The organism is Gluconobacter sp., assembly GCF_047722525.1.
Classification (GTDB): domain Bacteria; phylum Pseudomonadota; class Alphaproteobacteria; order Acetobacterales; family Acetobacteraceae; genus Gluconobacter.
In genome coordinates this window covers 269427-296106 of record NZ_JBDNYY010000002.1, presented here as the reverse complement: position 1 = coordinate 296106, position 26680 = coordinate 269427, and the positions used below count along the sequence as shown (strand labels likewise).

The following is a 26680-nucleotide window of genomic DNA, read 5'->3' as shown; positions in this document are numbered from 1 at the left end:
TGTCGTCTGAAACATGAACGCGTTGTCTCCGTTATCGGGAACACCGACCGCCCATACAAGTCCTCCGCCCTGTCAGCCTGAAGAAAGAACACCCATGCGCCGTTTTCTCCTGAAGATCCTGCTCTGCTCCGGCCTTGCTCTCGGCTCCACAGAGGGACATGCCGCTCCACTTAACGCCACGTCCAACCCAGAAATCACCGACATCCACCCCATCCCGATCGGCAATACGCCCGTCACGCTTCATCCGACGGGCTTCCCGGATGTGACCGTCAGCCCCCTGTGGCGCGAAAACGGCAATGCGTGGGCCTATCACGTCTATGTCATCAGTGCCCCGGACGAAAACCAGCCCGACCGCACAACACTGGTCGATACGGAAGATCCGGACCATCCGGGACAACTGATCGACACCCTGCGTGATATTCCGCACACCGACGAAGACGCCGTGCAGACCATCCATTTCGCTTCCGGCCGCGTCAACGGACAGCCGAGCCTCCTTCTGTTCATCGCATCGCGTGAAATGGGCAGCTATCCTGTCCCGCAGCCAGGCCCGGCAAAGATCAGGGTTTACGAACTCACCCGCTCGGACGGAGAACCCGGGAGCACACCGTTCTATTTCGCGCTCCGCACCACGCTCCAGTCTCCCGTCACGACATGCCACGCCGATATCGCCCTGAGTGCCGCTACAAAAATCCCGTTTGCAAAATGGAACGGAGATCAGGCGCCTGTCCCGACCTGTCCGCAATAACGGGCGCATCAGGACATGACGCAAAAGACATCTTGGAGTAGCCTTCGCAAATGACTTCTGCCTCCCCCATCACCGTCCCCGCGGACGATGACCGCGCCCTTCTGGCCCTGGCGTTCCGGCTCGCTTCCGAAGCCTCGGACATCATCAACGCCATCCGTGAACGCGGCTTCCGGACAGACATCAAGGACGATGCCTCCCCGGTTACGGAGGCGGACCATGCCTCCGAACAGCATATCCTGTCCGGACTGCGCGCGGCCTGCCCGTCCATTCCCGCCATTGGCGAGGAAGAAATGTCGGCTGGCATCCGGGTGAGTGCGGAAGACTCCTACTGGCTGGTTGATCCGCTGGACGGAACACGCGGTTTTGCATCGGGCGGAAAGGACTTCACCGTCAATATCGGTCTGGTCCGCCATGACCGGCCGGTTCTGGGCGTGGTCGCTCTCCCCGGCTACGGCCTGATCTATAGCGGCGGTCAGGGCCTCGGCGCGCACCGTTCAGACGGTACACACAGCACGCCGATCCACACCGCCACGCCCCCCGCCGAGGGCCTGCGCGTTCTGGCCTCCAGCCATCACGGCAATCCCGAACTGCTGGACCGCTGGCTCGCCGGCCGCGAGGTCGCCTCCATCGACAAGCTGTCGTCATCGGTGAAGTTCATGCGGGTCGCCGAAGGGGCTGCGGATTTCTATCCCCGTTTCGGGCCCACGATGGAGTGGGACACGGCCGCCCCCCAGGCCATTCTTGAAGCCGCAGGGGGCGCCCTGCTCGACGAGACCGGCGCGCCCCTACGCTACGGCAAACCCGATCGGCTGAACGGCTCTTTCTACTGCACGGGAGGCGCATCTTGAGCGACACACGCCACACCGAACGCCTGACCGCCACGCCTGAAGGCATCCGCCGCGCCGCAGAACTCCTGAAAGCCGGCAAGCTGGTCGCATTCGGAACCGAGACCGTCTACGGCCTCGGCGCCATCGCCTCGTCCGACACCGCTGTCGCCCGAATTTTCGCCGCCAAGGGACGCCCGCGCTTCAACCCGCTCATCAGCCACCTTCCGGATGCTGAAAGCGCCTTCGCACAGGCCTCGCTGAGCGGCAGGATGGAAGAAATCGCGCACGCACTGGCCGAACGTTTCTGGCCCGGTCCGCTAACAATGGTGCTGCCCCGCTCGCCGAACTCAACCGTCTCCGATCTGGCTGCTGCGGGTCTGTCCACACTGGCGCTGCGCGTTCCACGCGGCAAAACGGCTCTGGCCCTGCTTCGTGAAGTCGGCGCGCCCGTCGCCGCGCCCTCCGCGAACGTCTCGGGCACCGTCAGCCCGTCCGACGCGTTCCACGTCCTGCGCTCGCTAGACGGACGGATCGACGCGGTTCTGGATTCCGGCCCCTGCTCCATCGGCGTGGAAAGCACGGTGCTGGACCTGACCCGGGACGTGCCCGTTCTCCTGCGTCCGGGCGGTGTGACACTCGAAGAGTTGACCGAACTCTGCGGGCCCATCCGCCATCCGGACGATTTTTCCGAAATCGCCCCGGCCTCTCCCGGAAGGCTGGCCTCCCACTACGCCCCCAGCCTGCCCGTCAGGCTGGATGCGACCTCCATCGCCCCCAACGAGGCCCAGCTTGCCTTCGGGACGCCCCTTCCCGGCGCGGGCCTGACCTGGAACCTGAGCGAAAGCGGCAATCTGGAGGAAGCAGCGGCCCGCCTCTTCGCCGGACTGCGCTTTCTCGATGCGGAAGGAACCCGACGCGGCCTGAAAACCATCGCCGCCCAGCCGATCCCCCGCCACGGACTGGGCCTCGCCATCCGTGACCGCCTCCGCCGCGCCGCCGAACCGCGCGCGGGCGCCGCGACGCCTTCCTGAGCATGGCGCGCGCGCCTGACCCCAGGGAAATCAAGATCCTGTCCGATATTCTGGCACTGGTTCTGGACGAGCAGCCCGGACACGCCGCCAGTGCGCTGGAACGGATCCGCCAGATGGCCCGGCGCGACAACATCACCGGCGGCGCGCTGAAAAATCTTTTCATCACCCGGATCGGGACGGTGGCCCAGAAAGATGCCACCGACCGCGAAAAGATTCTGCGGGAGCGGATTTCCAGTCTGGAACGCCGCCTCGGCCAGAGTGAGGCAGACACCCGCGCTGCCCAGAACCGGCTGGGACGCTGCCAGATGGACATGGCCGTGCTGCAGATGGAAATAGCCACGACACGCATGCAGAAACCCTGGCGCTACGTTACTCTGGTCTTCGCGGCCGGGGCGGGGCTTCTGGTCGGCATTGCCACGACACAGCTCTATCACAGCCTGACAGTTACAAGGACGTCCATCGACCGGGCGTCCTATCTGCGATAGAAACTGTTTCGTTTTTTCGCCTTCCTCCCGCCACGCGCTAGGGATAGATGAAGGGCCATGGCCTCATCCTCCGGTACCTCCGGGCGGCAGATCCTGCCTCTGCTCGACCGCTATATTCTCCGTCAGCTCCTCATCGCCCTGCTGGCGCTGACAGGAGGTGCGACGGCGCTGATCTGGCTGACCCAGTCGCTGCACTTCGTCTCGATGGTGGTCCAGCACGGCCTGTCCCTGCGGGTTTTCATCCAGCTCACGTCGCTGATGCTGCCATCCTTCATCGCCGTCATCCTGCCCATCACGACGTTTCTCGTCGTGCTCTTCACCTATCAGCGGATGGTCGGTGACCGGGAACTCACGGTCATGCGCGCAGCCGGCCGCTCGCCGCTGGAGCTCGCACGTCCCGGCCTGCTCTGCGCCTTCTTCTCCGTAATCCTGTGCTATGCCCTGACCCTGTGGCTCGCGCCCGTATCCTATCATGCGTTCCATCGCTACGAGTTCCAGATCCGCAACCGCATGGCCGCCTTCCTGCTTCAGGACGGCGTTTTCACCAGCCTCTCAAGTGACATGACGGTCTATGTGCGCGGTCGGACCAATGACGGCCAGTTGCACGGCGTTCTGGTCGAGGATGACCGCAACCCCGATTCCCACACCACGATCCTGGCGGAACGCGGGACCATGGTCGTGGTCAATGACCAGCCCCGCGTTGTTCTCTATGACGGCTCACGCGAGGAAATCGACCGTCACACCGGCCGGCTGAATGTCCTGACATTCGGACGCAACACGATCGACCTCACCTCCTCGCGCCAGAACAGTCATGAAGACCGCGACCCCGACGAGATGTCGCTCCATGAACTGTTCCATCCCGATCCGCACGAGGTCTCCGAACGTGACCGCGGCAAGAACATCGTCGTGGCATGGCGCAGGCTCACCTCCCCGCTGACAGCCCTGTCCTTTGCCATGATCGGTCTGGTGACCGTGCTGCGCGGCGCCTTTTCCCGCCACGGCAACATCACTCGCCCCCTGACGGCCATCCTCACGGTCGTGGGGCTGCTCGCCGTCTCGCTCATGCTTCAGAACCTCGCCGGCAGACACCTCGTTCTGGTGCCGCTGATCTGGCTTGAAGCCATCCTGCCCGCCATTGTCTGCGCGATCCTCCTGTTCCTGGAACAGTGGACCGGAAGCGTGCGGGAAACCCCATCGACCCCGACATCCGCAGAGGCTGCCCGATGAGAGCACTCTCCTCTCCCCGTCTGGGCCCGTGGCTGACATCCCTGTTTCAGGTTTTCAGCACCCGCGACGATCATGCCGGCTTCTCCACGACACTGGCGATCTACATCGCGCGACAGTTCATGCTCAGCACTCTCTCCATGGTGCTGGCCCTGACGGGACTGGTGTCGCTGTTCGACTTCATCGACCTTCTGCGACGTGCAGCCACGCGTCCGAACGTCCCGGCAAGCCTCGTAATCCGGATCGCCGCGCTTCACGTCCCCTATTACATCATTTACGTCCTGCCCTTCGGCATCCTCCTGGGCGGGATCGTGTGCTTTTCCCGCCTGACACGCTCGTCCGAACTGATCGTCGCCCGCGCAGCCGGCATCTCCGCCTGGCAGTTCCTCGCCAGCCCGCTGGCCTGTGCCCTGCTGACCGGACTGCTGACGACAACCGGCATTTCCGCCCTGTCGTCCGACATGTTCCGCAGCGCCGAGATGCTCGACCAGACCTATCTGCGCACCGGCGGCGGTCCCCTGACGCTGAACGGCGGTGCCCTGTGGCTCAGGCAGTCCGATGACGGGCTGGTTCCCCACGGCGTTGCGATCCTCCACGCGCAGGACGTGCATCTCATCAACGGAGAGCTGAAAGTTTCGGGCGTCTCGATCTTCCGTCTCGATGACCGTGACCGCCTGATCGTCCGCGTCGAAGCCCCGAATGGCGCTCTGGGGGACCACCAGTGGATCCTCCATGGAACCTCCGTGCTGCATCCGGATCACCTGCCGCAGCATATCGGAGACATGACCCTTCCCTCCGATCTGACAGTCGGCCGCGTGCAGGAAAGTTTTGCATCGCCCGATACCCTGTCCGTCTTCGCACTTCCGGGGTTCATCAACCTTCTGGAGCGCTCGGGATTCCCCTCGATCCGGCACAGACTTCATTTCCAGTCACTACTGGCCCTTCCCATTCTGGCCGGGACCATGGCATTGGTATCCGCAGGCTTCTCGATGCGCCCGACACGGCGCGGCGGTGTAGCCCGGATGCTGGGATCGGGAATCGCCGCAGGCTTTGCGCTGTTCACCATCTCGAAAGTGGCCGAACAGTTTGGTGAATCCGGCGCCCTGCCGCCGGTTCTTGCAGCATGGGCGCCGACGGGTGCGGGGCTCTGCCTCGCCGTAGCACTTCTGCTGCACATGGAGGATGGTTGATGACGGTGCCCCTGTGGCTCCCAACACGCGCACGCAGACGCGCTTCGTTCGTCGGTGCCACACTGATGGCTGGAACCGCGCTCGTGGCGCCGCAGAAGATGTCTGCCAACACGATGCAGCGCGACAACTCCCATGTCATCGTCATCGGAAAACCGACCTCCCAGACTGATCCCCTGACCTATCTCGCGGACAGCGAAAGCTACGCCAAGAACGGCCTGATCACCTGGGATGGAAACGTCCGCGTCTGGCAGGGCGATCACGCCATGCGCGCCGACCGCGTCACCTATGACCGCAGCACCGGCATCCTGTCGGCCAAGGGCCATGTCGCCGTCGTCGAACCCGATGGCAGCACGACCTATGCCGATTATGTCGAGTTCAGCCACGGCATGCACGATGGCATCGGCAGCGGCATCTATATCCGCATGGAAGACAACGCCAAGCTTGCCGGCAACGGCATGCGACGCACCAACGGGATGCTGAACGACCTGACGCACGCCGTCTACACGGCCTGCAAGATCTGCGAGAAAAACCCCGACCTGCCCCCCTTCTGGCAGTTCCAGGCGTTTGACGCGACGCAGGACGTGCAGCACAAGCGGCTCGAGTTCGACCATGCCTGGCTGAAGATGCTCGGCCTGCCCGTCTTCTATTTTCCGTTCTTCTCCATGACCGATCCGTCCGTCAAACGGCAGAGCGGCTTCCTGATGCCCGGCATCAGCCCGCATGACCGTTACCTCGGCACCTATTTCACGCTCCCCTATTTCTGGGCCATCGACGAGCAGCAGGACCTCACGGTCCGCGGCCTCGTCTCCACCAAGACCGGCCCCGAACTGACTGCGCAGTACCGCAACCGCCTCAATTTCGGATCGATCGACGTCACGGGCGGCATTGCCTACGACACACACGACGAAAGCCGCTACACGAACACCTTCGGCAACAATGTCGGATCATCCAGCCAGTACGGCCTGCAGGGCTACGTCTTCGGACGCGGCAATTTCGCCATCAACCGGAACTGGCAGGTCGGCGCCAACATCAACGTCGCCAGTTCCGCCAACTACATGCGTGACTACCGTGTCCCCGGCTACGGTTCGGAAATGCTGAACTCCAACCTGTTCCTCGAAGGATACGGCGTCGGCTCCTATCTGCGCTTCGACGGACAGGCCTATCAGGGCCTGAACCAGGGCGTCATCCGCAACTCGGATCTTCCCTGGGCCCTTCCGCGGCTGACCTATGCGTTTCAGGGACAGCCGGACATGTTCGGCGGCCGCCTCAGCGTACAGACAACGGATTTCAATCTGTACCGCAAAAACGGCATCAACGATCAGCGTGGACAGGCGGCCATCCAGTGGGACCGCCCCTTCCACAACCGGCTCGGCCAGCAGTTCCTGCTCACGGCCCGGATTGATTCGATGGTTTATCACGCCACGCAGGCCTACCAGCAGCCGACCTATTATACCGGCGCCGGTGGCAACCATCTCGTGGGACAGGTCCAGCCGACCATTGCCCTGCGGATGAACTGGCCTTTCCTGCGCAGCTTCGCCAAGGGACATGGCTCCCAGATCCTGGAACCCATCGCCCAGATCATTGCCGCTCCCAACACCGGCAACTCGCAGAACCGCCACCTGCCCAACGAAGACAGCCTGTCCTACGAATTCACGGACACGACACTGTTTTCCCTCAACCGCTACCTCGGAACGGACCGCCTCGATGGCGGCATCCGCGCCAATGTAGGCATCCATCAGAACTGGTCCTGGAACGGCCACGCCATCGACATGCTCGTCGGCGAAAGCTTCCAGGAACATATCGATCACAACCGCCTGCCCTATTCCGGCCTCGAACATCACCTGTCGGATCCGGTGGCACGCCTGCGCGTCAGCCCGAACCAGTATGTGGATGTCACGGCCCGCGGACGATTCAATCCCTGGACCCACCAGTTCGATTACGGCGAAGGGCTGATCAGCACGGGCGTTCCGATGTTCCGCCTGACAGGTGGCTACGTCTACGCCCCCGTGACGCCGTATTATTATTACGCCACGAACTTCCGCGAATACGGCCCCAACGCGCCCTACATGATCAAGACCAGCGAAGTGACAGGCGGATTTTCCACTCACTGGCGCAATTACCATGCGTCCGGTTTCTTCCGTCGCAGCCTGTCACGGAAACAGTTCGTCGCAAATGGTGGCACGATCGGCTATTCAAATGACTGTTTCGGGCTGGATATCATGTATATCAAGCAATACACGCGTATCGGCGGCGAACAGCGTAACGAGACCGTCCTGTTCAACTTCACGTTCAAGACGATCGGCACTTTCGGAATCAACGGTTGAGCATGTCCAAGACCCTTTGCACCGCTTCCACGGCCCTGGCTGCCCTCTTCGCCTTCTCGGCAGCCTTTCCGGCCATGGCCGCCCCGCATCACAAGGCAGACCCGAAACCTGCCGCCGCCAAACAGGCAGCCGCTCCGGTCAAACCGCCTGAAGACCAGATCCTGGCAGTCATCAACGGACAGGTTCTCACCCAGCGTGACGTGGACAACCGCGCAAAACTCTTCGTGCTCTCGACCGGCCTTCCCATCAGCCCGGAGATCATGGGACGCATGCGCGGCCAGATCATCCATCAGCTGATCGACGAACGTCTGAAAACGCAGGAAATCCTCAAACTCCACATCAACGTGGAGCCCGACCAGATCGCCGGCGCCATCTCCAATATCGAACAGCGCAACGGCATGCCCAAGAATGCCCTGCGTGATCGTCTGGCGTCGGACGGCGTATCACTCACGACGCTGATCGACCAGATCCGCGTCCAGATCGGCTGGATGCAGGTCCTGCGCGAAAAGCTGGGCGAGGAAGGCCGGATCACCGCCACCCAGATCAGCCAGCGCGAGCAGGCCCTCCAGGCAGAACAGGGACGCGCCCAGTATTTCATGAGCGAAATCTTCGTTCCCGTGGCCGACCCCCGCCATGATGAAGCCGAACTCACCTTCACCAGAACCATCATTTCCCAGCTCCGCGAAGGTGCGCCCTTCCCGATCGTTGCGGCCCAGTTCTCGCAGGCCCAGTCGGCCCTCGACGGCGGCTCCATGGGTTGGGTGCAGGAAGACAATCTCGATCCGCAGGTCGTCAACATCGTACGCCAGATGCCAATCGGCGCCATTTCCAACCCGATCCAGGTCGCGGGTGGCTTCGTGATCGCCACCGTGCAGGCCAAGCGCGTGGTCGGCAAGCAGATGGGCACCGTCCTCGATCTGCGACAGGCCTTCTTCCCGTTCGATACACCACTCAATCCGCAAAACCCGACCGACCAGCAGAAAGTGGCGCTCCAGCGGGCTACGGCCGCCGTACAGAACATCCATAGCTGCCCCGAAATGGAAGCGCTCAACAAGTCCCTGGGTGAAAAACGCCCCGGAAATCCGGGCTCACAGGTTCTGGAACGTCTGATGCCCCAGATGAAGGCGGTCCTCGAATCGCTTCCGCCCAACAGGGTCAGCCGTCCGCTGGTCTCGATGGACGGCATCGCCCTGCTCATGGTCTGCAACCGCCAGCAGAAAAATCTCGCCCAGCAGAGCCCGAGCGAAATCGCCGACCAGCTCATGAACGAACGCGTCGAACAGGCCTCCCGCCAGCTTCAGCGAGACCTGCAGCGCCGTGCCATCATCGAGATGCGTCCTGCCGCCAAGACGGTTTTCAACTGACGTGTCCCTGCCCTCACTGCGCGACACCATTCAGGCCCATGGCCTTGATGCAAAAAAATCCCTGGGCCAGCATTTCCTTCTCGATCCCGGCATCTGCGCCCGGATCGCGGCTCTGGGGGGTGACCTGACCGGACGCAGCGTCGTCGAGATCGGGCCCGGGCCCGGCGGCCTGACCCGCGCCCTGCTCGACACACCTGCCAGCCGCGTCGATGTCGTGGAAATCGACGAGCGCGCCTGGCCGCTCCTGGACGAACTGGCAACCTACTATCCGGACCGGCTGCACGTCGTGCGTCAGGACGCCCTGAAGCTGGACGCCGCCACGCTTGCCCCTGCTCCGCGCCAGATCATCGCCAATCTGCCCTATAACGTCGCTACTCCCCTGCTGGTCGGCTGGCTGCGTCAGGCCGCACAATGGGAACGCCTGTCGCTGATGTTCCAGCTTGAAGTCGCGGAGCGTATCTGCGCCGCACCGGGAAGCTCGGCATACGGACGTCTTGCCGTGCTGGCCCAATGGTGCGCCTCATGCTCGGTTGCCCTGCGCATCCCGCCCGCCGCTTTTTCGCCACCGCCCAAGGTCCATTCCGCGGTCGCCGTCATCATCCCACATGCAGAACAGCCCTCCCCGCAGCTTTTCCGCGCCATGGAACAGGTCACGGCCGCCGCATTCGGACAGCGCCGTAAAATGCTGCGCTCCTCGCTGAAATCCATCGGGGGTGAACGCCTTCTGGAGAAGGCGGAAATCGAACCCACCCGCCGGGCCGAAACCCTGTCAGTTGCCGAGTTCGCACTGCTGGCGGAACTGAATCTCGCCAGCCGCTGAAACTCCTTACGACTTCGTGCTTTCCCGTTCGCGCTCGAACATATAGTCGCGCGTGAACGGCACAGCGTCGATCGACCGGGTCAACTGAAGCTGGAAGTTCATGTGGCCCTGCACCCGGAACGCCAGCTCAGCCCCCACGAGATAGAACTCGAACATCCTGACAAACCGCTCGTCATACAGGGCAAGAACCTTGTCGCGATTGGCATCGAAACGCTTGCGCCATTCTGCCAGCGTCCGCGCATAATGCAGGCGCAGCACCTCGCAGTCCGTCATCCACAACCCGGACCGCTCGATCGCTGCCAGCGTCTCGCTCAGCGCCGGCGAGTAGCCCCCTGGGAAAATGTATTTCTGGATCCAGGGATTGGTCGTTCCCGGCCCGTCCATGCGTCCGATGGAATGGATCAGCGCCACGCCGTCCGGCTTGAGACAGGCTTTCAACTGTTTGAAAAATGCCTCGAACTGCGGCGGCCCCACATGCTCGAACATGCCGACCGAGACAATCCGGTCAAACTGCTGGCGCAGATTGCGGTAGTCGATCAGCTCGAACCGGACCTGCCCTTCAAGCCCCTCCTTCTTCGCCCGCTGACGCGCGACCTCAAGCTGCTCGCGTGACAGCGTGATTCCCAGAACCTTTGCGCCATAATCCTTCGCCAGCGTCAGGGCCATCCCACCCCATCCACAGCCGATATCCAGCACTTCCAGCCCCGGACGATCCAGATTGAGCTTGGAGGCAATATGCCGCTTCTTGGCGACCTGCGCCTCCTCCAGCGTCATGTCCTCGCGCTGGAAATAAGCGCAGGAATACTGCCGGTCCTTGTCCAGAAACAGATCGTACAGCTTGCCGTTCAGATCATAGTGATGCGCGACGTTGCTACGGGACTTCTTGAGGGAATTGAGCGTCTTCCAGGCCCGGGTCACATAACGCAGACGATCCTCGATCTCCTCGAAGACATGCCCGTGCCCGTTGATGTTCTCCATCAGGACCGTCAGCAGCGTCTCGAGCGTACAGCCGTCGGGCACGATGCTGCCCGCCATGTATTCCTCGCCGAACGCCAGACCGGAATTGATAATCAGGGCGCGCTCCGCCTGGCTGTTCAGCAGATGAAGTCCCGCTTCCAGCCCCGGCATCCGTCCGCGATAGAGGCGCACGCTGCCATCGCTGAACGTAACCCGCAGGCTTCCCGTCTGGATGAACTTCTTCAAGACAAAATCCAGAATCCGCTTCATTCCGATCTCCTGTATCCAATATCGGGAAAAAGCCCGAACAGGCCTGTAGTTGTACTCCTCCAGAAGAACAGACACAAAAAAACCCGGCCAGGAATACTCCCGGCCGGGTTTTTCAGGACAAGGTCCGCGGTATCAGCCTTCGGCTTCTTCCGATGCCTCGGCAGCTTCGGCAGCAGCCTCTTCGGCGGCGTTCTCAGCCTGCAGTTCGCCAAGGATGTTCTCATCCTCGTCCTGCACGCCGATTGCTTCGCCACGAGCCTGACGCTCTGCTTCTTCAGCGGAACGGGCAACGTTGACCGTCAGCGGGATGGACACTTCCGGATGCAGCACGATGCGTGCTTCCGTCAGGCCAAGCTGCTTGATCGGGTGTGCCAGGACAACCTGCTGACGGGAAATCGTCAGGCCGGCTTCCGTAGCGGCAGCCGCGATGTCGCGGGTGCTGACGGAACCGTACAGGCTTCCGCTATCACCAGCCTGACGGATGATGACGACGGACAGTTCGTGCATGCGCTCGGCAAGACGCTCGGCCTCTTCACGCTTCTTGAGGTTCTGGGCCTCAAGCTGCGCGCGCTCGGTCTCGAAACGCTTCTTGTTGGCAACCGTGGCGCGCATGGCCTTGGCCTGGGGCAGCAGGAAGTTACGGGCATAGCCCGGCTTCACGTGCACCAGGTCGCCCATCTGGCCGAGATGCTCGACCCGCTGCAGCAGGATCAGTGCGGTCTGGGACATGATGCTCTCCTCAGTTCACAACGTAGGGGAGCAGGGCGAGGAAACGGGCGCGCTTGATCGCCTGTGCCAGCTCACGCTGCTTCTTGGCCGAAACGGCCGTGATGCGGCTCGGCACGATCTTGCCGCGCTCCGAAAGGAAGCGGCTCAGCAGACGCACGTCCTTGTAGTCGATCTTCGGCGCGTTGGGGCCGGAGAACGGGCAGGACTTGCGACGACGGTAGAACGGACGACGTGCGCCAACTGCCGTGCGACGGGCAGCGGGGTTCACTTCGTTGACGTCGGGAGTGTTGGTCTCGGACATGTTTCTTACTCCGCTCCGGCCGTCTCACGAGCATCGTCCTGCTCGCCACGTGCACGATATTCCTCACGGTCTTCGCTGCTGCGACGGGGACCGCCACGGCCGCTCTCGAAACGACCGGCCGGCTTGGAGCCGCCACGGAAGTTGCCGCGATCGCCACGATCGTCGCTCTTGCGAGCCAGAACCGGAGACGGGTTCTCGTCGATCTCGTCAACGCGCAGCGTCAGGACGCGCAGCACATCTTCGTTCAGGCCCAGCTGACGCTCCAGCTCGCGCAGCGTGTCGGGGGTGCAGTCAAGACCCAGCAGGACGTAATGGCCCTTGCGGTTCTTCTTGATGCGGTATGCGAGCGAACGCAGGCCCCAGAACTCGCGCTTCTGGATGGAACCGCCGTTGTCCTTGAGCAGGGTCTCGATGGTCTCGACCAGGGTTTCCACCTGAGCCTGCGACACATCATTACGTGCGATGAGCACGCTTTCATACAATGGCATGAATACTCCCTTCGGATGAGGTCAACCCGCGACTGGCTCCGGCCCATGCCGGAAACAGGGCCCATGTTTCAGGGCACGGGTATAGCCGGTGCGATGCCACATCGCCCGGCAGGGAAAGGCGGCATTAACCACGCAAGGCTTCCGAAAGCAAGGCCTAAGTCAGAGTCGCCTCAGTCTTTCCGGGACATATTCATCCGGCACGTCCCAGGTTTCGGAGACCACATTCCGGACCGAAAACCCGGCCCGCCGGTAATTCGGCAGGGCGTGAGGATGATCCAGCGTGCAGGTATTGACCCGCAGCCGCCAGCTTCCGGCATCAAAGGCGCGTGCCACCGCATGATCCAGCAGCATGCGGCCCAGACCACGCCCCATCGCCTGCGACAGCAGACCGAAATAGGCAAGATTGGCGTCCCCGCCCTGCCTCAGGTCCAGTTCGTAAAACCCGGAGGAATTGCCTGAACTGTCACGCAGAACCATGAAATGAACAGCGGGATCATGCAGGATATCCGCAAGGTCCTGATCCGGCATCGAACGCCGCATCCACCAGCAATAATCCTGCCCTACCCCCGCATACAGGGCGCGATAGAGCGGCACGGCATCGCCCCCGGTCACGCGGGTCAGGGAAAACCCTTCCGGCAGAACGGGAGGCGGACAGGACGTGCGCGTCTCCAGAAAGGTGACATCCACCGCCAGACGGGTGGATGTCCCTTTCGGCCTGAGCCAGCCCGGCAGCATCACCCCGGTCTCCCGCTCGACGATCAGTTGTCGTCGAGGAAGGACCGCAGCTTGCGCGAGCGGCTCGGATGCTTGAGCTTGCGCAGCGCCTTCGCCTCGATCTGACGGATACGCTCACGGGTCACGTTGAACTGCTGGCCCACTTCCTCAAGGGTGTGGTCCGTGTTCATGCCGATACCGAAGCGCATCCGCAGCACGCGTTCCTCACGCGGCGTCAGAGACGCCAGAACGCGCGTCGTGGCTTCACGCAGGTTCGTCTGGATCGCGGCATCCAGCGGAATGACAGCCGTCTTGTCCTCGATGAAGTCACCGAGATGGCTGTCTTCCTCGTCACCAATCGGCGTTTCGAGGGAGATCGGCTCCTTGGCGATCTTCAGGACTTTCCGGACCTTCTCCAGCGGCATGCCGAGTTTCTCGGCCAGTTCTTCCGGAGCAGGCTCACGCCCGATCTCATGCAGCATCTGGCGCGACGTCCGGACGAGCTTGTTGATCGTCTCGATCATGTGGACCGGAATACGGATCGTCTTGGCCTGATCCGCGATGGAACGCGTGATCGCCTGACGGATCCACCAGGTCGCATAGGTCGAGAACTTGTAACCGCGACGGTACTCAAACTTGTCCACGGCCTTCATCAGGCCGATGTTGCCTTCCTGAATCAGATCCAGGAACTGCAGACCACGGTTCGTGTACTTCTTGGCGATCGAGATCACCAGACGCAGGTTCGCCTCGATCATTTCCTTCTTGGCGCGCGTGGAGTCACGCTCGCCACGGGAAATGGTCGCATAGACCCGACGGAACTCGCCGACCGGCAGCCCCGTCTCATGCGACAGCGCCGCAATCTCGGCACGCAGGTTGCGCAACTGGTCCATGTGCTTGGTCGTCAGGTTCTTCCAGCCCTTGCCCGGCAGCGCGGAAACGCTGTCCAGCCAGGTCGGATCCAGTTCGCGGCTGCGATACTTGATGAGGAAGTCATCGCGGGAAATCTTGCAGCTCTCGGCCAGACGCATCATCCGGCCTTCAACGCCGTTCAGCTTCTGGACCTGCATCTTGATCTGCGCGACCAGTTCCTCGATCCGGTTGTTATGCAGATGAACCTGCTCAACAAGGCTGACCAGCTCATGACGCAGCTTCTCGTAGGTCTGTTCGGACTTGTCCGAATGATCCTCGCCACCCGTCAGGGCCTCGATGCGCTTGATCTGAAGCTTGCGAAGCTTGTGATACAGCGGCTCGATGGCTTCGAAGCGCGCCAGGATTTCCGGCTTCAGCTTCTCTTCCAGAGCCGACAGGGACAGACCACTGCCCTCCTGCTGCTCACCGTCAGTCTCTTCGCTCTCTTCCTCGGCTGAATCATCCTCTTCGGACGCCTCGTCACCCTCTTCGCCTTCGACCGCCTCCGGATCAGGACCGCCGCCCTGGCTGGCCTCCAGATCCACGATGTCCCGCAGCAGCATCTCGCCGTCCTTGAGGCGCTCATGCCAGGAGATGATGGCGCGAATCGTCAGCGGGCTCTCGCACAGGCCGCCGATCATCTCGTCGCGGCCAGCCTCGATGCGCTTGGCGATCGCGATCTCGCCTTCACGGGAAAGCAGCTCGACCGAGCCCATCTCGCGCAGATACATCCGGACCGGATCATCCGTACGGCTGGCGGCCTCGGCATCGACGTTGCCGCCCTGCGGACCTTCAGCTTCCTCGGTCTCGCCTTCAGCTTCCTTTTCGGCAGGGGCCTCGGCTTCGTCCTGCTCTTCGTTCTCGATGACCTGAATGCCCATTTCAGACAGCGCCGCCATGACGTCCTCGATCTGCTCGGAGGACATCTGGTCCTGCGGCAGGACAGCGTTCAGTTCGTCAAAGGTGATGTGTCCGCGTTCACGCCCTTTGGCGATCAGCCGCTTGACGGCAGCGGACTGCGTATCGAGGAGAGTGGTATCCCCCTCCTGTTCCTGCGCGTTCCGATCCGTTCCAGAGGCTGTTTTCGTCGCCATTCGTCTCTCCGTCAACTCCGCCGCGAGTTAGCAATCCGGCAGCGTGCAGGTGGTCGATCCTTCGCCCGAAGTCAAGATTGAGGCCCCAAAGAATGCAACCTTTCTGGAATAAAAAACATTCCGGATGCGTTTTTGTCGCCGTGTTTTCTAGACGGCCTCACCCCGGCGCAACGCGTCCAGAACCCGCATCCGCGCCAGCAGCCCTTCCGGAAAAGTTTGCCCCCCGGCACCATTGTCCCCGGCCGGTGCATCCTGCGCGTAAACCTGCATGATGGTCTTCTGGATGTCTGCCGTCACTTCACGTTCGAAGGTCTGGAAATTGACGAGACCGTAAAAATGCCACCAGCTTTCAATGACATCCACCTTCAGGATCTCATCCCTGACCTTGCCGTCCCCCACCCCGCGCGGCAGCGGACCACTCTTCACCGCGATGGCCAGATCCGCCAGACCGTGCTCTTCCAGCCAGGCCATGCACCCCTCTTCCGCCAGCGGACCCCGCCCCTCTTCCTGACAGGACCAGTCCAGCAGCGCCGCCCGCAGGCGATCCAGTGCGGGGGGCAGACGCAGACCACTGTAAGCCTGTTCCACTTCCGGAAGGATATCGGGATGGTGAAGCAGCATCGCCGTCATGATGTTGAGCCGCTCCAGATTCCCCGACTCCACATCGCGCATTGCTCCGGGTGCCTGTGTGGACAGCGGCAGGCTTTCGCCCCCTTTGCGCTGGAAGGTCTTTTTCCGCCTGAAACGGGCAAAGAACATGTCCAGCAGCGTACTGCGATATTCCGACGCCAGCGCCTTGTCCGGAATGAGCCGCGACAGCGCCACCAGCTTTTCGCGCAAGGCCGCCCGCTGATCCGGGCCGGGGTCCACCATCCCCCCCGTCAGCAGCCCGAACAGCTCCTCCGCCATCGAGGTCGCGCCCGACAGAACCTCCTGCATCGCCCGGGGCCCGCGACTGCGGATCAGACTATCCGGATCATCATTCGGATCAAGCCGGCAGAACCGGATCGTCCGCTCCGGCGATAGAAGCGGCAGCGAAACCTCACAGACCCGCAGCGCGGCCCGCGCACCTGCCGCATCCCCGTCCAGACACAGGATCGGCGACGGCGACATGCGCCACAATAGTTCAAGCTGTTCCTCGCCCATCGCGGTGCCCAGAGGAGCCACAGCCCCACCAAACCCCGCCTGATCCAGGGCAATGACGTCCATATACCCCTCGACCACCACAAGCTCCGCCCCGCGATGCACGGCTTCGCGCGCCAGATCGAGATTGAACAGCGTGCGCCGCTTGGAGAACAGGGCGGTCTCCGGGCCATTGAGATATTTGGGCTGCCCGTCCCCCAGCGTGCGGGCGCCGAAGGACATCATGCGTCCCCGTCGGTCCCGGATCGGAAACGTCACGCGATTGAAGAACAGCTCCCCTTTCGGCGCGCCCTGCTCATCCACGCGCATGACACCGGCGCGGATCAGCATCTCGACCGTCACCCCATGCGGCCGCAACTCGTCCAGCAACTGACGCCCGTCCCCGGACCACCCCAGACCAAAGCGCTCGATCGTCTGATCCGTCAGCCCCCGCCCGCGCAGATAGGCCAGCCCCTCACGCCCCTCCGGACGATACAGGCGCCGACGGTAACTCTCCTGCACGAGGTTCAGAACATCCCCGAGAGACTGCGCTTCACGGGCACGTTCCTGTGTTCGCGGGTCCGCCTTCGGAACCTCGAGCCCGGCTTCGGATGCAAGCTGCTCGACCGCTTCAGGAAAACTGCGCCCCTCGCTCTGCATCACATAGCTGATGGCATCTCCATGCACGCCACAGCCAAAACAGTGGAAATGATCGTCGTAAATATAGAAGGACGGCGTCTTCTCGCCATGAAACGGACAGCACGTTTTCCAGTTACGCCCGGACCTCACCAGCTTGTTACGCCGCCCGATCAGCGACGGAAGCGGAGTCCGGTTGCGCAGTTCGTCCAGAAAAGCAGCATCAATTGCCATGGGCAGGAAGAGCCTTTCATGCGGGTTGGAAAGAAGGTCCCCGAGCGCATACAGCGCCAGCCCTTCTGTTTAAAGGAAACTTTTTTCCGAAATCCACCACGCCCCCCTTCCCGGCGGGCCGCAGAAAACTGACCAATCGGTCAGCGCTATCGCAAAATCAGAATGACCGATCGGTCATTTCGAATTATTTCCGTACAGATATAGTCCCTGCCTTTTGATATCCATCAATGGTTTCCGCCCGAAAGAGGCGTCATTGTGACGCTGAACAGGGCGCGGGCCCCTCCTGTTCAGCCTCTTCTTAGGCGACAGCCCGCGCCCGACGACAGACACAGGATCGCAGCCAATGACTGTCAAGATTTCAGTCCTGAAAGAACGTGACGAAGGCGGAGAACGCCGCGTCGCCCTCATTCCTCAGGTCGCCGACAAACTCGCCCCGCTGGGGATCGCCTTTTCCATGGAAACAGGCGCAGGCGTCGCCTCGTCTTACCCTGACAGCACCTACAAGGACGTCACACTCTCGCCGGACCGCAATGCCCTCGTGGCGGAGGCCGACATCCTCCTCGCCGTCCAGCCGCCAACGCTGGAAACGGTCAAGGCCATGAAACCCGGTGCCATCCTCGTTTCCTTCATCTATGGCCGCAACAACCCGGATCTGGTGAAGGCTCTGCGCGACGGGAAAATCACCTGTTTCGCCATGGAACTGGTGCCCCGCATTTCCCGCGCACAGGCCATGGACGCCCTGTCCAGTCAGGCCACGCTCGCAGGTTACTACGCCGTCCTGATGGGCGCGGTGCACATGCCCAAGATCCTGCCCATGATGACCACGGCCGTAGGCTCCCTGCGCGCCGCACAGGTTCTGGTCATGGGCCTCGGCGTGGCGGGCCTTCAGGCTCTGGCCACCGCCAAGCGCCTCGGGGCCATCACCGAAGGCTATGACGTCCGCCCCGAGACCAAGGAAGAGGCACAGTCGCTGGGCGCGAAATTCGTCGACACCGGCGTCGATGCCACCGGTCAGGGCGGCTATGCCCGCGAACTGACGGATGACGAAAAACAGAAGGTCCGCAAGGCTCTGAGCGATCATATCGCCCGCTCCGACCTGATCGTCACGACCGCCGCCGTCCCCGGAAAACGCGCGCCCCGCCTGATCGACGCCGAACAGATCAGCGCCATGAAGCCCGGCGCGGTCATCATCGATCTCGGCGCCGAAGGCGGCGGCAACTGCGAAGGCACGCAGGCCGGACAGACCGTTCAGGTCGGCCCCACGACCATCGTCGGCCCGGTCAACGTCCCGTCCATGCTCGCCGAACAGGCCAGCGAACTCTACTCCAAGAACATCATGCATCTGCTTCAGCAGATCATCACCAAAGACAAGGGCCTGGCACCGGACTTCACCGATGAGGTCATCTCCGGCACCGCGCTCACGCATAACGGATACATCACGAATGACGGCATCCGCGCCGCCGTGGATCCGAATTCGCCGGCCCCGCCCGCACCTGCTGCCCCTGCTCCCGCCGCCACTCCCGCGACCACAACTCCCGCCGCGAACGACGCGGGCAAGGAGACCGCAAAATGATCACCGCAATGACCTTCGTCATCGCCCTGTACATCTTCATGCTCGCGGCTTTCACGGGCTATGAAGTCATCAGCCGCGTTCCCTCCATCCTGCACACGCCGCTCATGTCCGGCTCGAACTTCGTGCATGGCATCGTGGTCGTCGGCGCCCTTGGCGCGCTGTTCAACGCCTCGTCCGTTCTGGAGCAGGTCGTGGGCTTTCTGGGCGTCATGCTCGGCGCCGGTAACGTGGTCGGCGGCTATGTCGTGACCGACCGGATGCTGGCCATGTTCAAACCCAGCACGAAACCCGCAGCATCGGCCCCGGCACAGGGAGCCAAGTCATGATCCTGCTCGCCTATATCGTGGCCCTCAGCGGCCTGATTGCTTCGGCCCTGCTGGTTTATGGCCTCAAGCGCATGTCCTCCCCCGTCACAGCTGTCTCGGGCATCGTGACCGCAGGCTGGGGCATGCTGTTCGTCGTCGCGGCCAGCTTCCTCCAGATCTTCAGCGTTTCCGACGCGGCCCGCCCCCATCTCGTCGTAAACGTCATCCTCGCCGTGCTCGCACTCGTCATCGGTGGCGGCTGGGCGGGCTGGAAAGGCCGCAGCGTCGCCATGACCGCGATGCCGCAGATGGTCGCCCTCTTCAACGGCATGGGCGGCGGTGCGGCCGCGGCCGTATCCGTCATCGCCCTGACCGGCCCGAAAGACACCGGCATCGGCCAGCTTCTCGTCACCGTCGCCGGTGGCCTGATCGGCAGCATGTCGCTCTCCGGCTCGCTGATCGCCTGGGCGAAGCTGGATGGCCGCATGAACAAGCCGATCCGCTTCGGCGCACAGCGCATCGTCAACGCGGTTGTCTTCATGCTGACGGTCCTGCTCGGCGTCATGGCCGTCGCCCAGTATCATCAGCCCGGCGGTGGCCTGTTCGCCCTCCTGTTCTTCGCAGGCGCGCTGCTGTGCGGCATCTGCATGACCGTCCCCATCGGCGGTGCCGACATGCCGGTCGTGATCTCGCTGTACAACGCCTTCACGGGCCTTGCCGTCGGTCTTGAAGGTTATGTCATGGCCGATCCGGCCCTGATGATCGCGGGCATGGTTGTGGGCTCTGCCGGTACACTGCTGACGGTCATGATGGCCAAGGGCATGAACCGCTCCATCACCAACGTCCTGTTCAGCAATTTCGGTGAAGCCACTGCCGCGGCTGCCGCAGGCCCGCAGAAAGAAGCCAAATCCGTTGCCGCGAGCGATGCCGCCACCACGATGCGCTATGCCTCTACGGTCATCATCGTGCCGGGCTATGGCCTCGCCGTCGCACAGGCCCAGGGCAAGCTCTACGAGTTCGTCAAACTGCTTCAGGCCGCAGGCGTGGACGTGAAATTCGCGATCCACCCGGTCGCCGGACGCATGCCGGGCCACATGAACGTGCTGCTCGCCGAAGCCGGCGTGCCGTACGACATGATCTACGACATGGACGACATCAACGACAGCTTCGCCGATACCGACGTCGCCCTCATCATCGGCGCGAACGACGTGGTGAACCCCTCCGCCCGGACGGACAAGTCCTCCCCGATCTACGGCATGCCGATCCTGAATGCCGACAAGGCCCGTCAGGTCTTCGTCATCAAGCGCGGCATGGGCATGGGCTATTCCGCCGTGCAGAACCCGCTGTTCTTCCAGGACAACTGCGCCATGGTCTTCGGCGATGCGCAGGCCGTGCTCTCCAAGATGGTGGAGGCCGTTAAGGGCCTCTCCGCATCGTAATCCGGCAAGGAACCTTCCCAATGGCTGATACAATGCTCGCCGCCGTCGTCCGTGAATTCGGCAAGCCGCTCACCATCGAGCGGCTCCCCATTCCGGACATCAAGCCCAACCAGATCCTCGTGAAGGTCGATACCTGCGGCGTCTGCCATACCGACCTGCACGCCGCACGCGGGGACTGGCCGTCCAAGCCCAACCCGCCCTTCATTCCCGGCCATGAAGGTGTGGGTCATATCGTCGCCGTCGGCAGTCAGGTCGATAATTTCGTCAAGGTTGGCGATGTCGTGGGCGTGCCCTGGCTCTATTCCGCCTGCGGCCACTGCGAACACTGTCTGGGCGGCTGGGAAACACTCTGCGAAAAGCAGGACGACACCGGCTACACCGTCAATGGCTGCTTCGCCGAATACGTCGTGGCAGACCCCAACTACGTCGCCCACCTGCCCTCGACCATCGACCCGCTTCGGGCCTCCCCCGTCCTGTGCGCGGGCCTGACGGTCTACAAGGGCCTGAAAATGACAGAAGCCCGACCCGGCCAGTGGGTCGCAGTCTCGGGCGTCGGCGGCCTCGGCCAGATGGCCGTGCAGTACGCCGTCGCCATGGGCATGAATGTCGTCGCCGTGGACATCGACGACGAAAAACTTTCCACGGCCAAAAAGCTCGGCGCGTCATTGACAGTCAACGCCAAGGACACCGATCCGGCCAAGTTCATCCAGCAGCAGATCGGCGGCGCACATGGCGCCCTCGTCACCGCTGTCGGACGGACGGCGTTTTCGCAGGCCATGGGCTATGCCCGGCGCGGCGGCACCATCGTCCTGAACGGACTGCCGCCCGGCGACTTCCCGGTCTCCATCTTTGACATGGTCATGAACGGCACCACCATCCGTGGCTCCATCGTCGGCACGCGGCTGGACATGATCGAAGCCATGGATTTCTTCGCCCGTGGCAAGGTCAAATCCGTCGTCACCCCCGGCAAGCTTGAAAACATCAACACGATCTTTGACGATCTGCAGAACGGTCGCCTTGAAGGCCGCACAGTACTCGACTTCCGGTCCTGAAAACAGCCCAAGGAGAACACGCCATGTTCGCCATGCAGCTCAAAGCCCACCACACGCCTCTGGAATGGGTCGAACTCCCCGATCCTGAACCCGGCCCGGATGAAATCCGCATCCGGATCGGCGCCTGCGGCGTGTGCCGGACAGACCTGCATGTCGTGGATGGCGAGCTCCCCCACGCCACCCTCCCCATCATCCCCGGCCACGAAATCGTCGGCCGGATTGACAAACTGGGCAGCAATGTCACAGGTCTGTCGGTCGGCGAGAGGGTCGGCGTGCCCTGGCTCGGGCACACCTGCGGGCACTGCTATTACTGCACGCACGGGATGGAAAATCTCTGCGACCATCCCCTTTTCACAGGCTTCACCCGCAATGGCGGCTACGCGACCATGACGGTCGCCGATGCCCGTTACGCCTTCCCGATGGGCGACAAGGGCGAGGACAAGGACCTTGCTCCCCTGCTCTGCGCCGGGCTGATCGGCTGGCGCTGCCTGAACAAGGCGGGGGACGGCAAAAAGATCGGCCTCTACGGCTTCGGCGCGGCGGCCCATATCATCACGCAGGTCCTGCGCTGGCAGGGCCGCGACGTCTATGCTTTCACATCCCCCGGCGACACGCAGAAACAGGATTTCGCCCGCTCCCTCGGTGCCGTCTGGGCTGGCGGCTCGGACGAACTCCCACCCGAACCGCTGGACGCCGTCATCCTGTTCGCCCCCGTCGGCGCCCTGCTCCCCGCCGGTCTCAAGGCTATCCGAAAAGGCGGAAAAGTCGTGTGCGGCGGCATCCACATGAGCGAAATCCCAGCCTTTTCTTACGACGCATTGTGGGAAGAGCGCGAAATCGTCTCCGTTGCCAACCTGACCCGTCAGGACGGTCTGGAGTTCCTGAAAATCGCCCCGGAAATCGGCATCAGGGTGACCAACACGCCCTATGCCCTCAAAGACGCCAATCAGGCCCTTGATGATCTCCGGCACGGCCGTTTCGACGGCGCCGCCGTATTGCTGCCCTGACCCGCGTCAGAAGCGGGTTTCAGAAAAGGAAACTTTCGGGATACATGCTGCAAGGCGCGACCGCACATATCGCGCATGGATCCTGAAACCATCGCAATACTGCGCCTTGCCGTCAGAAAGAGATATGGGACAGACACAGACCCTGCCACGAGACGTTTCCTATCTCGCCTTTGACCTGCTTCCAGACCTGATCTGCGTGGACTCCCCCGGCGGCACGGGCCCCCGCCATTTCAACACGGCCTGGAAACAGCACGCCTCAGCTCTGGGCGTCCCGGACGCCTTCTCGAAATGGCTACCAATCGTCCTCCCCTCCGATCAGCCAGACGTCACCCGCACCCTCCGCGAAAGCCCATCCCCCGACACCTCACAGAGCACGACGTTCCGCATCCGCTCCCCTGACGGACAGTACCGCTGGTTCCTCCTGCGCATCGTTCAGCGTGCACCTGCGGGTTGCGAAGATCCCACGCGCATCCTCATCCTGACCGACATCGATGAGCAGAAACGCCACGAAGAAAACCTGCTTCAGAAAGCCGACATCCGCGATCGCATGCTCAATGTCAGCGTGGACTGCATCAAGGAAATCCGGACGGATGGCACACTGGTCCACATGAACGCGGCCGGCTGCGAAGCCCTCAATGTGGACCGCGCATCCGGTTTCGGTATGGAATGGCTGAACCTTCTTCCCACCGAAGCCCACGAACCCGGACGCGCCGCCCTCAGGGAGGCTGCGGCAGGACAGAATGCACGCTTCATGGGCCTCAGCCAGCTTCCCGGCCAGTCCGCGCGGCACTGGGACAACATGCTGACCCCGCTCCTCAAGCCCGACCAGAGCGTCGAGGCCATCCTCTGCGTCTCGCGAGACATCACGACCCAGCGTGAAAACGAACAGCGGATCGCGCTGCTGCTCAACGAGTTGAACCATCGCTCGAAAAACATGCTCGCCATTTTCCAGGCCCTGATCCGTCGAACCGTCCCTGACCCGCAGGCCCCGTTCGTCAGGGTTCTGGAAGAACGCATCACATCCATCGCCAGAAGCCAGGATCTCCTGATCCACGGAGAATGGACCGGCGCCACGGTCCACGACGTCGTCACCTCCCAGACCGTCGTGGCCGGTGACTTCCCTGCCACGCGCCTGCGGATCGAAGGCGATCCCGCGCTGCAATTCGTTCCCGAAACCGCCGACCGCATCGGTCTGGCCATCTACGAACTGACCACAAACGCCATCAAATACGGTGCCCTTTCAAACGACACCGGCACCATCACGATCACCTGGAACCTTCAGGAAGAGAACGGCAAGCAGATATTCTGCATGTGCTGGAAGGAAAACGGTGGCCCGACTGTCACCCTGCCGGAACGCCGGGGCTTCGGATCGATCGTGATCGAACATAATCCCCGCTCCATTCCCGGGGCCAGCAGTTCCTGCTCCCATGAACCGGACGGCACCATCTGGACCTTCCGCGCCCCGGCCGAAAATGTCGTGCGCCTGCCCTCCCTGTTGTTCTGACAGCACGGCTGAGGCATGCTTGTACCCGTCTCTCTGCTACCGGGTGCTCCGGCAGCTTTGGAAAACAGGAAGCGTTCATGAAAAAGTACCTGATGCTTGCAGCCGCAACCGGCCTGCTGGCAACGTCACTCACGACAGCCGAAGCAGAACCGGGCGGCTGCCTCAAATACGGCGCTGCCGGTGCCGTTGGCGGCCATGTCGCCAACCATCACGGTGTCCTCGGCGCCATGGGCGGCTGCGTGACCGGCATGTATGTCCGTCACCGTTATCGCAAGGAAGCCCGCGCCAAGGCAGCCCTGTATGACAAGGAACATCCGGGCGCCAAGGGATCCTATGAAGAGAAGGCCACGGCCTACGACGTCGAGCATTCCACAACCCCGGGCCAGATGACCAACCCCGGCGCCTCTTCTGCCGCTCCCGGCACCAGCACGGCTCCGGCCACACAGCCGCAGCAGTAACACCTCCAGTCCGTTACGGCTGAGACAGTGTCGGGCTCCCGAAAGGGAGCCCGATCTGCGTTCAGGGGTGCTGCATGGCAATATCCGGAGTACTGTCCCGCTTGTCCTGCGCCTCGACATACATCCGCAGCACCGACGGATAACGGGTCCGCGTCAGACGCTCGAGGGCCGAAACGCCCCGCTCCACCTGCCCGGCGGTCAACGTATCGTCCCAGTCCAGAGACAGCAGAACGATGATGCTCCCTGGCCCCCGCGTCTCTGTCACGACCTCGTTGACCCCCACCACACCCGGCAGCTTCACCGCTTCCGCCCGGACAAAGGCATCGATTTCCGGACTGCTTTCTCCCACCAGCAGGGAGCGCGTCTCGTTCGTCAGCAGAACCGCGACAACGACCAGAACCACCCCGATCAGCAGCGACGCCACTCCATCGAGAACATGCCACCCCGTCACGACGGACAGCACGGTAAAGGCCAGCGCGATCATCAGACTGACCAGCGCTGCCCCATCCTCGAACAGCACGACGAACAACCCCGGATCGGTACTGCGGCGGATCAGGCTCCACAGGGATCCCTTCCCGGATGGCAGGGATTTCATCGCCGCCACAAAGCCATACCCTTCCAGACATCCCGAAATCCCGAGAATGGCAACGTTCAGCCACCAGCCGGGAAAGACATGCCCCAGCACATGCACTGACTCCATCGCCGCAGGATGCCAGACCTTCTCCCACCCCTCATGCAGCGAGGCCACACCGCCCCCCACGAACAGCGCGCCTGCCACCACCAGCGTCCAGAAATAAAGCTCCCGGTGATGTCCAAGCGGATGCTCCTTCGTCGCTGGCGCTTCGGCGCGCTTCATGCCCACCAGCAGCAGGATCTGATTGCCGCAGTCCACAAAGGAATGAACCGTCTCGGCCAGCATGGCAGCCGACCCCGTCAGGAGGGCAGCAGCTCCTTTCACACAGGCGATCCCGAGATTGACCCCGAGCGCAATGAAAACGACCTTCGTTGAACCGCCTGCCGACATACTGCTTCGTTCCTGTTTCCTGCCTGACCGGACAGAGTGATGACCTCAACCCCCGCGCTGTCAAATCCACCCACCCAACGCCCCAACCCCACATTTCGCCCCGATTGTATCAAACCGTATCGAATGTTGCGATTCCGGAAGCATCAGGAAAGGACATGACCGAATGACACGCTGGCACCGGACGATTCCGCTCGGTCTGGTCTGCCTCTGCGCCACGCTGGGCGCGATGATTCCAGCCTTCGCGAAGGGCAACGTTCTCCAGACGACACTGCCCGACGGATTGCGGGTTGTCATCGTGCGCAATGCCCTTGCCCCCATGGGGGCAACCCGACTGGTCAACCAGACCGGATCAACCACCGCGCCAGCAGACTTTCCCGGCACCGCACACGCCCTGGAACACATGATGTTCCGCGGAACGCCCAATCTCAACAGCGATCAACTGAACCCCATCGGTCAGGCCAGCGGCGGCTCCTGAAATGCATTCACGCCCTACGGCCACAGGCCGTACGTCTTCAACATCCCCCCGGCCGATCTGGGTGTGATCCTGCCTCTGGAAGCCGACCGGATGCACGACCTGCCGCTCGATCCCGCCCACTAGACACACGAACGCGGAGCCATCGAACAGGAAGTCTCGACCGCCGCCCGCTCACTATTGGGGTTCCACGCGCGGATCTCGCCCTTGTGACCGACGACCTTCCGCTGGATCAGCCCAACCGCAACACCGAAACCGTCCTCTCCACCACTCTGACCCGGATCCGTGACCTTTTCGCCCGTGAAATCCATCCGGGGCAGCTTTCGACATTCATTCACGGCCCCCGGCTATAGTCCCAGAGCCGAACACATAAAAAAGCCGC

At 62.6% G+C, this 26680-nt stretch carries 26 protein-coding genes; 18 read left to right on the top strand and 8 right to left on the bottom strand.

What is annotated here, in order from left to right:
* Positions 1-94: 94 nt before the first annotated feature.
* The 9 genes from ABF859_RS03425 to rsmA are packed head-to-tail and all read left to right on the top strand — an operon-like array spanning position 95 to position 10010.
* Complete coding sequence (locus ABF859_RS03425; RefSeq protein ID WP_415526127.1) at positions 95-745, top strand: hypothetical protein; 651 nt, start codon at positions 95-97, stop codon at positions 743-745.
* A 50-nt stretch (positions 746-795) separates the two neighbouring features.
* The gene (locus ABF859_RS03420) at positions 796-1593 is read left to right on the top strand and encodes a 3'(2'),5'-bisphosphate nucleotidase CysQ family protein (RefSeq protein WP_415526125.1); all 798 of its coding nucleotides are present in this window, start codon (positions 796-798) and stop codon (positions 1591-1593) included.
* A complete protein-coding gene (locus ABF859_RS03415; RefSeq protein WP_415526123.1) occupies positions 1590-2603 on the top strand; it encodes an L-threonylcarbamoyladenylate synthase in 1014 nt (337 codons plus the stop codon). The genes ABF859_RS03420 and ABF859_RS03415 overlap by 4 nt, the downstream gene beginning before the upstream one ends.
* Before the next feature lie 2 nt (positions 2604-2605).
* A complete protein-coding gene (locus tag ABF859_RS03410; protein ID WP_415526121.1) occupies positions 2606-3088 on the top strand; it encodes a hypothetical protein in 483 nt (160 codons plus the stop codon).
* 57 nt (positions 3089-3145) lie between these two features.
* Positions 3146-4315, top strand: a complete 1170-nt coding sequence (gene lptF / locus ABF859_RS03405; protein WP_415526119.1) for an LPS export ABC transporter permease LptF — start codon at positions 3146-3148, stop codon at positions 4313-4315.
* Positions 4312-5502: an LPS export ABC transporter permease LptG gene (lptG, locus tag ABF859_RS03400; RefSeq protein WP_415526117.1), complete on the top strand. Its 1191-nt coding sequence runs from the start codon at positions 4312-4314 to the stop codon at positions 5500-5502. The genes lptF and lptG overlap by 4 nt, the downstream gene beginning before the upstream one ends.
* Positions 5502-7826 (top strand): LPS-assembly protein LptD, encoded by a 2325-nt coding sequence (locus tag ABF859_RS03395; RefSeq protein ID WP_415526115.1) that lies wholly within the window; start codon positions 5502-5504, stop codon positions 7824-7826. The genes lptG and ABF859_RS03395 overlap by 1 nt, the downstream gene beginning before the upstream one ends.
* Before the next feature lie 2 nt (positions 7827-7828).
* Entirely contained in the window at positions 7829-9190 is a 1362-nt protein-coding gene (locus ABF859_RS03390) for a peptidylprolyl isomerase (protein WP_415526113.1), read from the top strand.
* A 1-nt stretch (position 9191) separates the two neighbouring features.
* The gene (gene rsmA, locus ABF859_RS03385; RefSeq protein WP_415526111.1) at positions 9192-10010 is read left to right on the top strand and encodes a 16S rRNA (adenine(1518)-N(6)/adenine(1519)-N(6))-dimethyltransferase RsmA; all 819 of its coding nucleotides are present in this window, start codon (positions 9192-9194) and stop codon (positions 10008-10010) included.
* Between the two features lie 6 nt (positions 10011-10016).
* Here the strand turns inward: rsmA and ABF859_RS03380 are convergent, their stop codons facing one another.
* The 7 genes from ABF859_RS03380 to dnaG all read right to left on the bottom strand — a co-directional run bounded on the left by ABF859_RS03380 (position 10017) and on the right by dnaG (position 17464).
* Positions 10017-11237 carry a class I SAM-dependent methyltransferase gene (locus tag ABF859_RS03380; protein ID WP_415526109.1) on the bottom strand — a complete coding sequence of 407 codons (1221 nt, stop codon included), beginning with the start codon at positions 11235-11237 and terminating at the stop codon, positions 10017-10019.
* Positions 11238-11369: 132 nt separating this feature from the next.
* Entirely contained in the window at positions 11370-11966 is a 597-nt protein-coding gene (gene rplI / locus ABF859_RS03375) for a 50S ribosomal protein L9 (RefSeq protein WP_415526107.1), read from the bottom strand.
* Positions 11967-11976: 10 nt separating this feature from the next.
* Positions 11977-12267, bottom strand: a complete 291-nt coding sequence (gene rpsR, locus ABF859_RS03370; RefSeq protein ID WP_062509557.1) for a 30S ribosomal protein S18 — start codon at positions 12265-12267, stop codon at positions 11977-11979.
* Positions 12268-12272: 5 nt separating this feature from the next.
* Positions 12273-12755: a 30S ribosomal protein S6 gene (rpsF, locus tag ABF859_RS03365; protein ID WP_041110770.1), complete on the bottom strand. Its 483-nt coding sequence runs from the start codon at positions 12753-12755 to the stop codon at positions 12273-12275.
* Positions 12756-12914: 159 nt separating this feature from the next.
* Positions 12915-13490, bottom strand: coding sequence for a GNAT family N-acetyltransferase (locus ABF859_RS03360; protein WP_415526193.1), 576 nt, complete (start codon positions 13488-13490; stop codon positions 12915-12917).
* A gap of 23 nt (positions 13491-13513) precedes the next feature.
* Positions 13514-15472: an RNA polymerase sigma factor RpoD gene (gene rpoD / locus ABF859_RS03355; RefSeq protein ID WP_415526105.1), complete on the bottom strand. Its 1959-nt coding sequence runs from the start codon at positions 15470-15472 to the stop codon at positions 13514-13516.
* 147 nt (positions 15473-15619) lie between these two features.
* Positions 15620-17464: a DNA primase gene (dnaG, locus tag ABF859_RS03350; RefSeq protein ID WP_415526103.1), complete on the bottom strand. Its 1845-nt coding sequence runs from the start codon at positions 17462-17464 to the stop codon at positions 15620-15622.
* 343 nt (positions 17465-17807) lie between these two features.
* Here dnaG and ABF859_RS03345 point away from each other — a divergent pair, with 343 nt between their 5' ends.
* The 7 genes from ABF859_RS03345 (at position 17808) to ABF859_RS03315 (ending at position 24802) form a co-directional block, all read left to right on the top strand.
* Positions 17808-19037 (top strand): NAD(P) transhydrogenase subunit alpha, encoded by a 1230-nt coding sequence (locus tag ABF859_RS03345; protein WP_415526102.1) that lies wholly within the window; start codon positions 17808-17810, stop codon positions 19035-19037.
* On the top strand, positions 19034-19363 hold the full coding sequence (locus ABF859_RS03340; protein ID WP_415526100.1) for an NAD(P) transhydrogenase subunit alpha: 330 nt from the start codon (positions 19034-19036) through the stop codon (positions 19361-19363). Before ABF859_RS03345 ends, ABF859_RS03340 begins: the two co-directional genes overlap by 4 nt.
* Entirely contained in the window at positions 19360-20781 is a 1422-nt protein-coding gene (locus tag ABF859_RS03335; RefSeq protein WP_415526098.1) for an NAD(P)(+) transhydrogenase (Re/Si-specific) subunit beta, read from the top strand. Before ABF859_RS03340 ends, ABF859_RS03335 begins: the two co-directional genes overlap by 4 nt.
* A 20-nt stretch (positions 20782-20801) precedes the next feature.
* A complete protein-coding gene (gene adhP, locus ABF859_RS03330) occupies positions 20802-21833 on the top strand; it encodes an alcohol dehydrogenase AdhP (protein WP_415526096.1) in 1032 nt (343 codons plus the stop codon).
* A 23-nt stretch (positions 21834-21856) separates the two neighbouring features.
* Complete coding sequence (locus ABF859_RS03325; protein ID WP_415526094.1) at positions 21857-22840, top strand: zinc-dependent alcohol dehydrogenase family protein; 984 nt, start codon at positions 21857-21859, stop codon at positions 22838-22840.
* Between the two features lie 124 nt (positions 22841-22964).
* A complete protein-coding gene (locus ABF859_RS03320; RefSeq protein WP_415526092.1) occupies positions 22965-24344 on the top strand; it encodes a sensor histidine kinase in 1380 nt (459 codons plus the stop codon).
* Between the two features lie 77 nt (positions 24345-24421).
* Positions 24422-24802 (top strand): hypothetical protein, encoded by a 381-nt coding sequence (locus tag ABF859_RS03315; protein ID WP_415526090.1) that lies wholly within the window; start codon positions 24422-24424, stop codon positions 24800-24802.
* 61 nt (positions 24803-24863) lie between these two features.
* On the opposite strand, the gene ABF859_RS03310 is transcribed toward ABF859_RS03315, so the two are convergent.
* Positions 24864-25826, bottom strand: coding sequence for a cation diffusion facilitator family transporter (locus ABF859_RS03310; protein ID WP_415526088.1), 963 nt, complete (start codon positions 25824-25826; stop codon positions 24864-24866).
* A 163-nt stretch (positions 25827-25989) separates the two neighbouring features.
* On the opposite strand from ABF859_RS03310, the gene ABF859_RS03305 reads away from it, so the two are divergent.
* Together ABF859_RS03305 and ABF859_RS03300 are read left to right on the top strand one after the other, a co-directional pair.
* A complete protein-coding gene (locus tag ABF859_RS03305) occupies positions 25990-26301 on the top strand; it encodes an insulinase family protein (protein ID WP_415526086.1) in 312 nt (103 codons plus the stop codon).
* Positions 26302-26507: 206 nt separating this feature from the next.
* Positions 26508-26651 (top strand): hypothetical protein, encoded by a 144-nt coding sequence (locus tag ABF859_RS03300; protein WP_415526084.1) that lies wholly within the window; start codon positions 26508-26510, stop codon positions 26649-26651.
* The last annotated feature ends 29 nt before the right edge of the window (positions 26652-26680 follow it).

Bases quoted from the DNA above. Each gene is read 5' to 3' on its own strand.
- ABF859_RS03425 (WP_415526127.1), top strand. From the start codon at position 95: ATGCGCCGTTTTCTCCTGAAGATCCTGCTCTGCTCCGGCCTTGCTCTC.
- ABF859_RS03420 (WP_415526125.1), top strand. From the start codon at position 796: ATGACTTCTGCCTCCCCCATCACCGTCCCCGCGGACGATGACCGCGCC.
- ABF859_RS03410 (WP_415526121.1), top strand. From the start codon at position 2,606: ATGGCGCGCGCGCCTGACCCCAGGGAAATCAAGATCCTGTCCGATATT.
- lptF (WP_415526119.1), top strand. From the start codon at position 3,146: ATGGCCTCATCCTCCGGTACCTCCGGGCGGCAGATCCTGCCTCTGCTC.
- lptG (WP_415526117.1), top strand. From the start codon at position 4,312: ATGAGAGCACTCTCCTCTCCCCGTCTGGGCCCGTGGCTGACATCCCTG.
- ABF859_RS03395 (WP_415526115.1), top strand. From the start codon at position 5,502: ATGACGGTGCCCCTGTGGCTCCCAACACGCGCACGCAGACGCGCTTCG.
- ABF859_RS03390 (WP_415526113.1), top strand. From the start codon at position 7,829: ATGTCCAAGACCCTTTGCACCGCTTCCACGGCCCTGGCTGCCCTCTTC.
- ABF859_RS03380 (WP_415526109.1), bottom strand. From the start codon at position 11,237: ATGAAGCGGATTCTGGATTTTGTCTTGAAGAAGTTCATCCAGACGGGA.
- rplI (WP_415526107.1), bottom strand. From the start codon at position 11,966: ATGTCCCAGACCGCACTGATCCTGCTGCAGCGGGTCGAGCATCTCGGC.
- rpsR (WP_062509557.1), bottom strand. From the start codon at position 12,267: ATGTCCGAGACCAACACTCCCGACGTCAACGAAGTGAACCCCGCTGCC.
- rpsF (WP_041110770.1), bottom strand. From the start codon at position 12,755: ATGCCATTGTATGAAAGCGTGCTCATCGCACGTAATGATGTGTCGCAG.
- ABF859_RS03360 (WP_415526193.1), bottom strand. From the start codon at position 13,490: ATGCTGCCGGGCTGGCTCAGGCCGAAAGGGACATCCACCCGTCTGGCG.
- rpoD (WP_415526105.1), bottom strand. From the start codon at position 15,472: ATGGCGACGAAAACAGCCTCTGGAACGGATCGGAACGCGCAGGAACAG.
- dnaG (WP_415526103.1), bottom strand. From the start codon at position 17,464: ATGGCAATTGATGCTGCTTTTCTGGACGAACTGCGCAACCGGACTCCG.
- ABF859_RS03345 (WP_415526102.1), top strand. From the start codon at position 17,808: ATGACTGTCAAGATTTCAGTCCTGAAAGAACGTGACGAAGGCGGAGAA.
- ABF859_RS03340 (WP_415526100.1), top strand. From the start codon at position 19,034: ATGATCACCGCAATGACCTTCGTCATCGCCCTGTACATCTTCATGCTC.
- ABF859_RS03335 (WP_415526098.1), top strand. From the start codon at position 19,360: ATGATCCTGCTCGCCTATATCGTGGCCCTCAGCGGCCTGATTGCTTCG.
- adhP (WP_415526096.1), top strand. From the start codon at position 20,802: ATGGCTGATACAATGCTCGCCGCCGTCGTCCGTGAATTCGGCAAGCCG.
- ABF859_RS03325 (WP_415526094.1), top strand. From the start codon at position 21,857: ATGTTCGCCATGCAGCTCAAAGCCCACCACACGCCTCTGGAATGGGTC.
- ABF859_RS03320 (WP_415526092.1), top strand. From the start codon at position 22,965: ATGGGACAGACACAGACCCTGCCACGAGACGTTTCCTATCTCGCCTTT.
- ABF859_RS03315 (WP_415526090.1), top strand. From the start codon at position 24,422: ATGAAAAAGTACCTGATGCTTGCAGCCGCAACCGGCCTGCTGGCAACG.
- ABF859_RS03310 (WP_415526088.1), bottom strand. From the start codon at position 25,826: ATGTCGGCAGGCGGTTCAACGAAGGTCGTTTTCATTGCGCTCGGGGTC.
- ABF859_RS03305 (WP_415526086.1), top strand. From the start codon at position 25,990: ATGACACGCTGGCACCGGACGATTCCGCTCGGTCTGGTCTGCCTCTGC.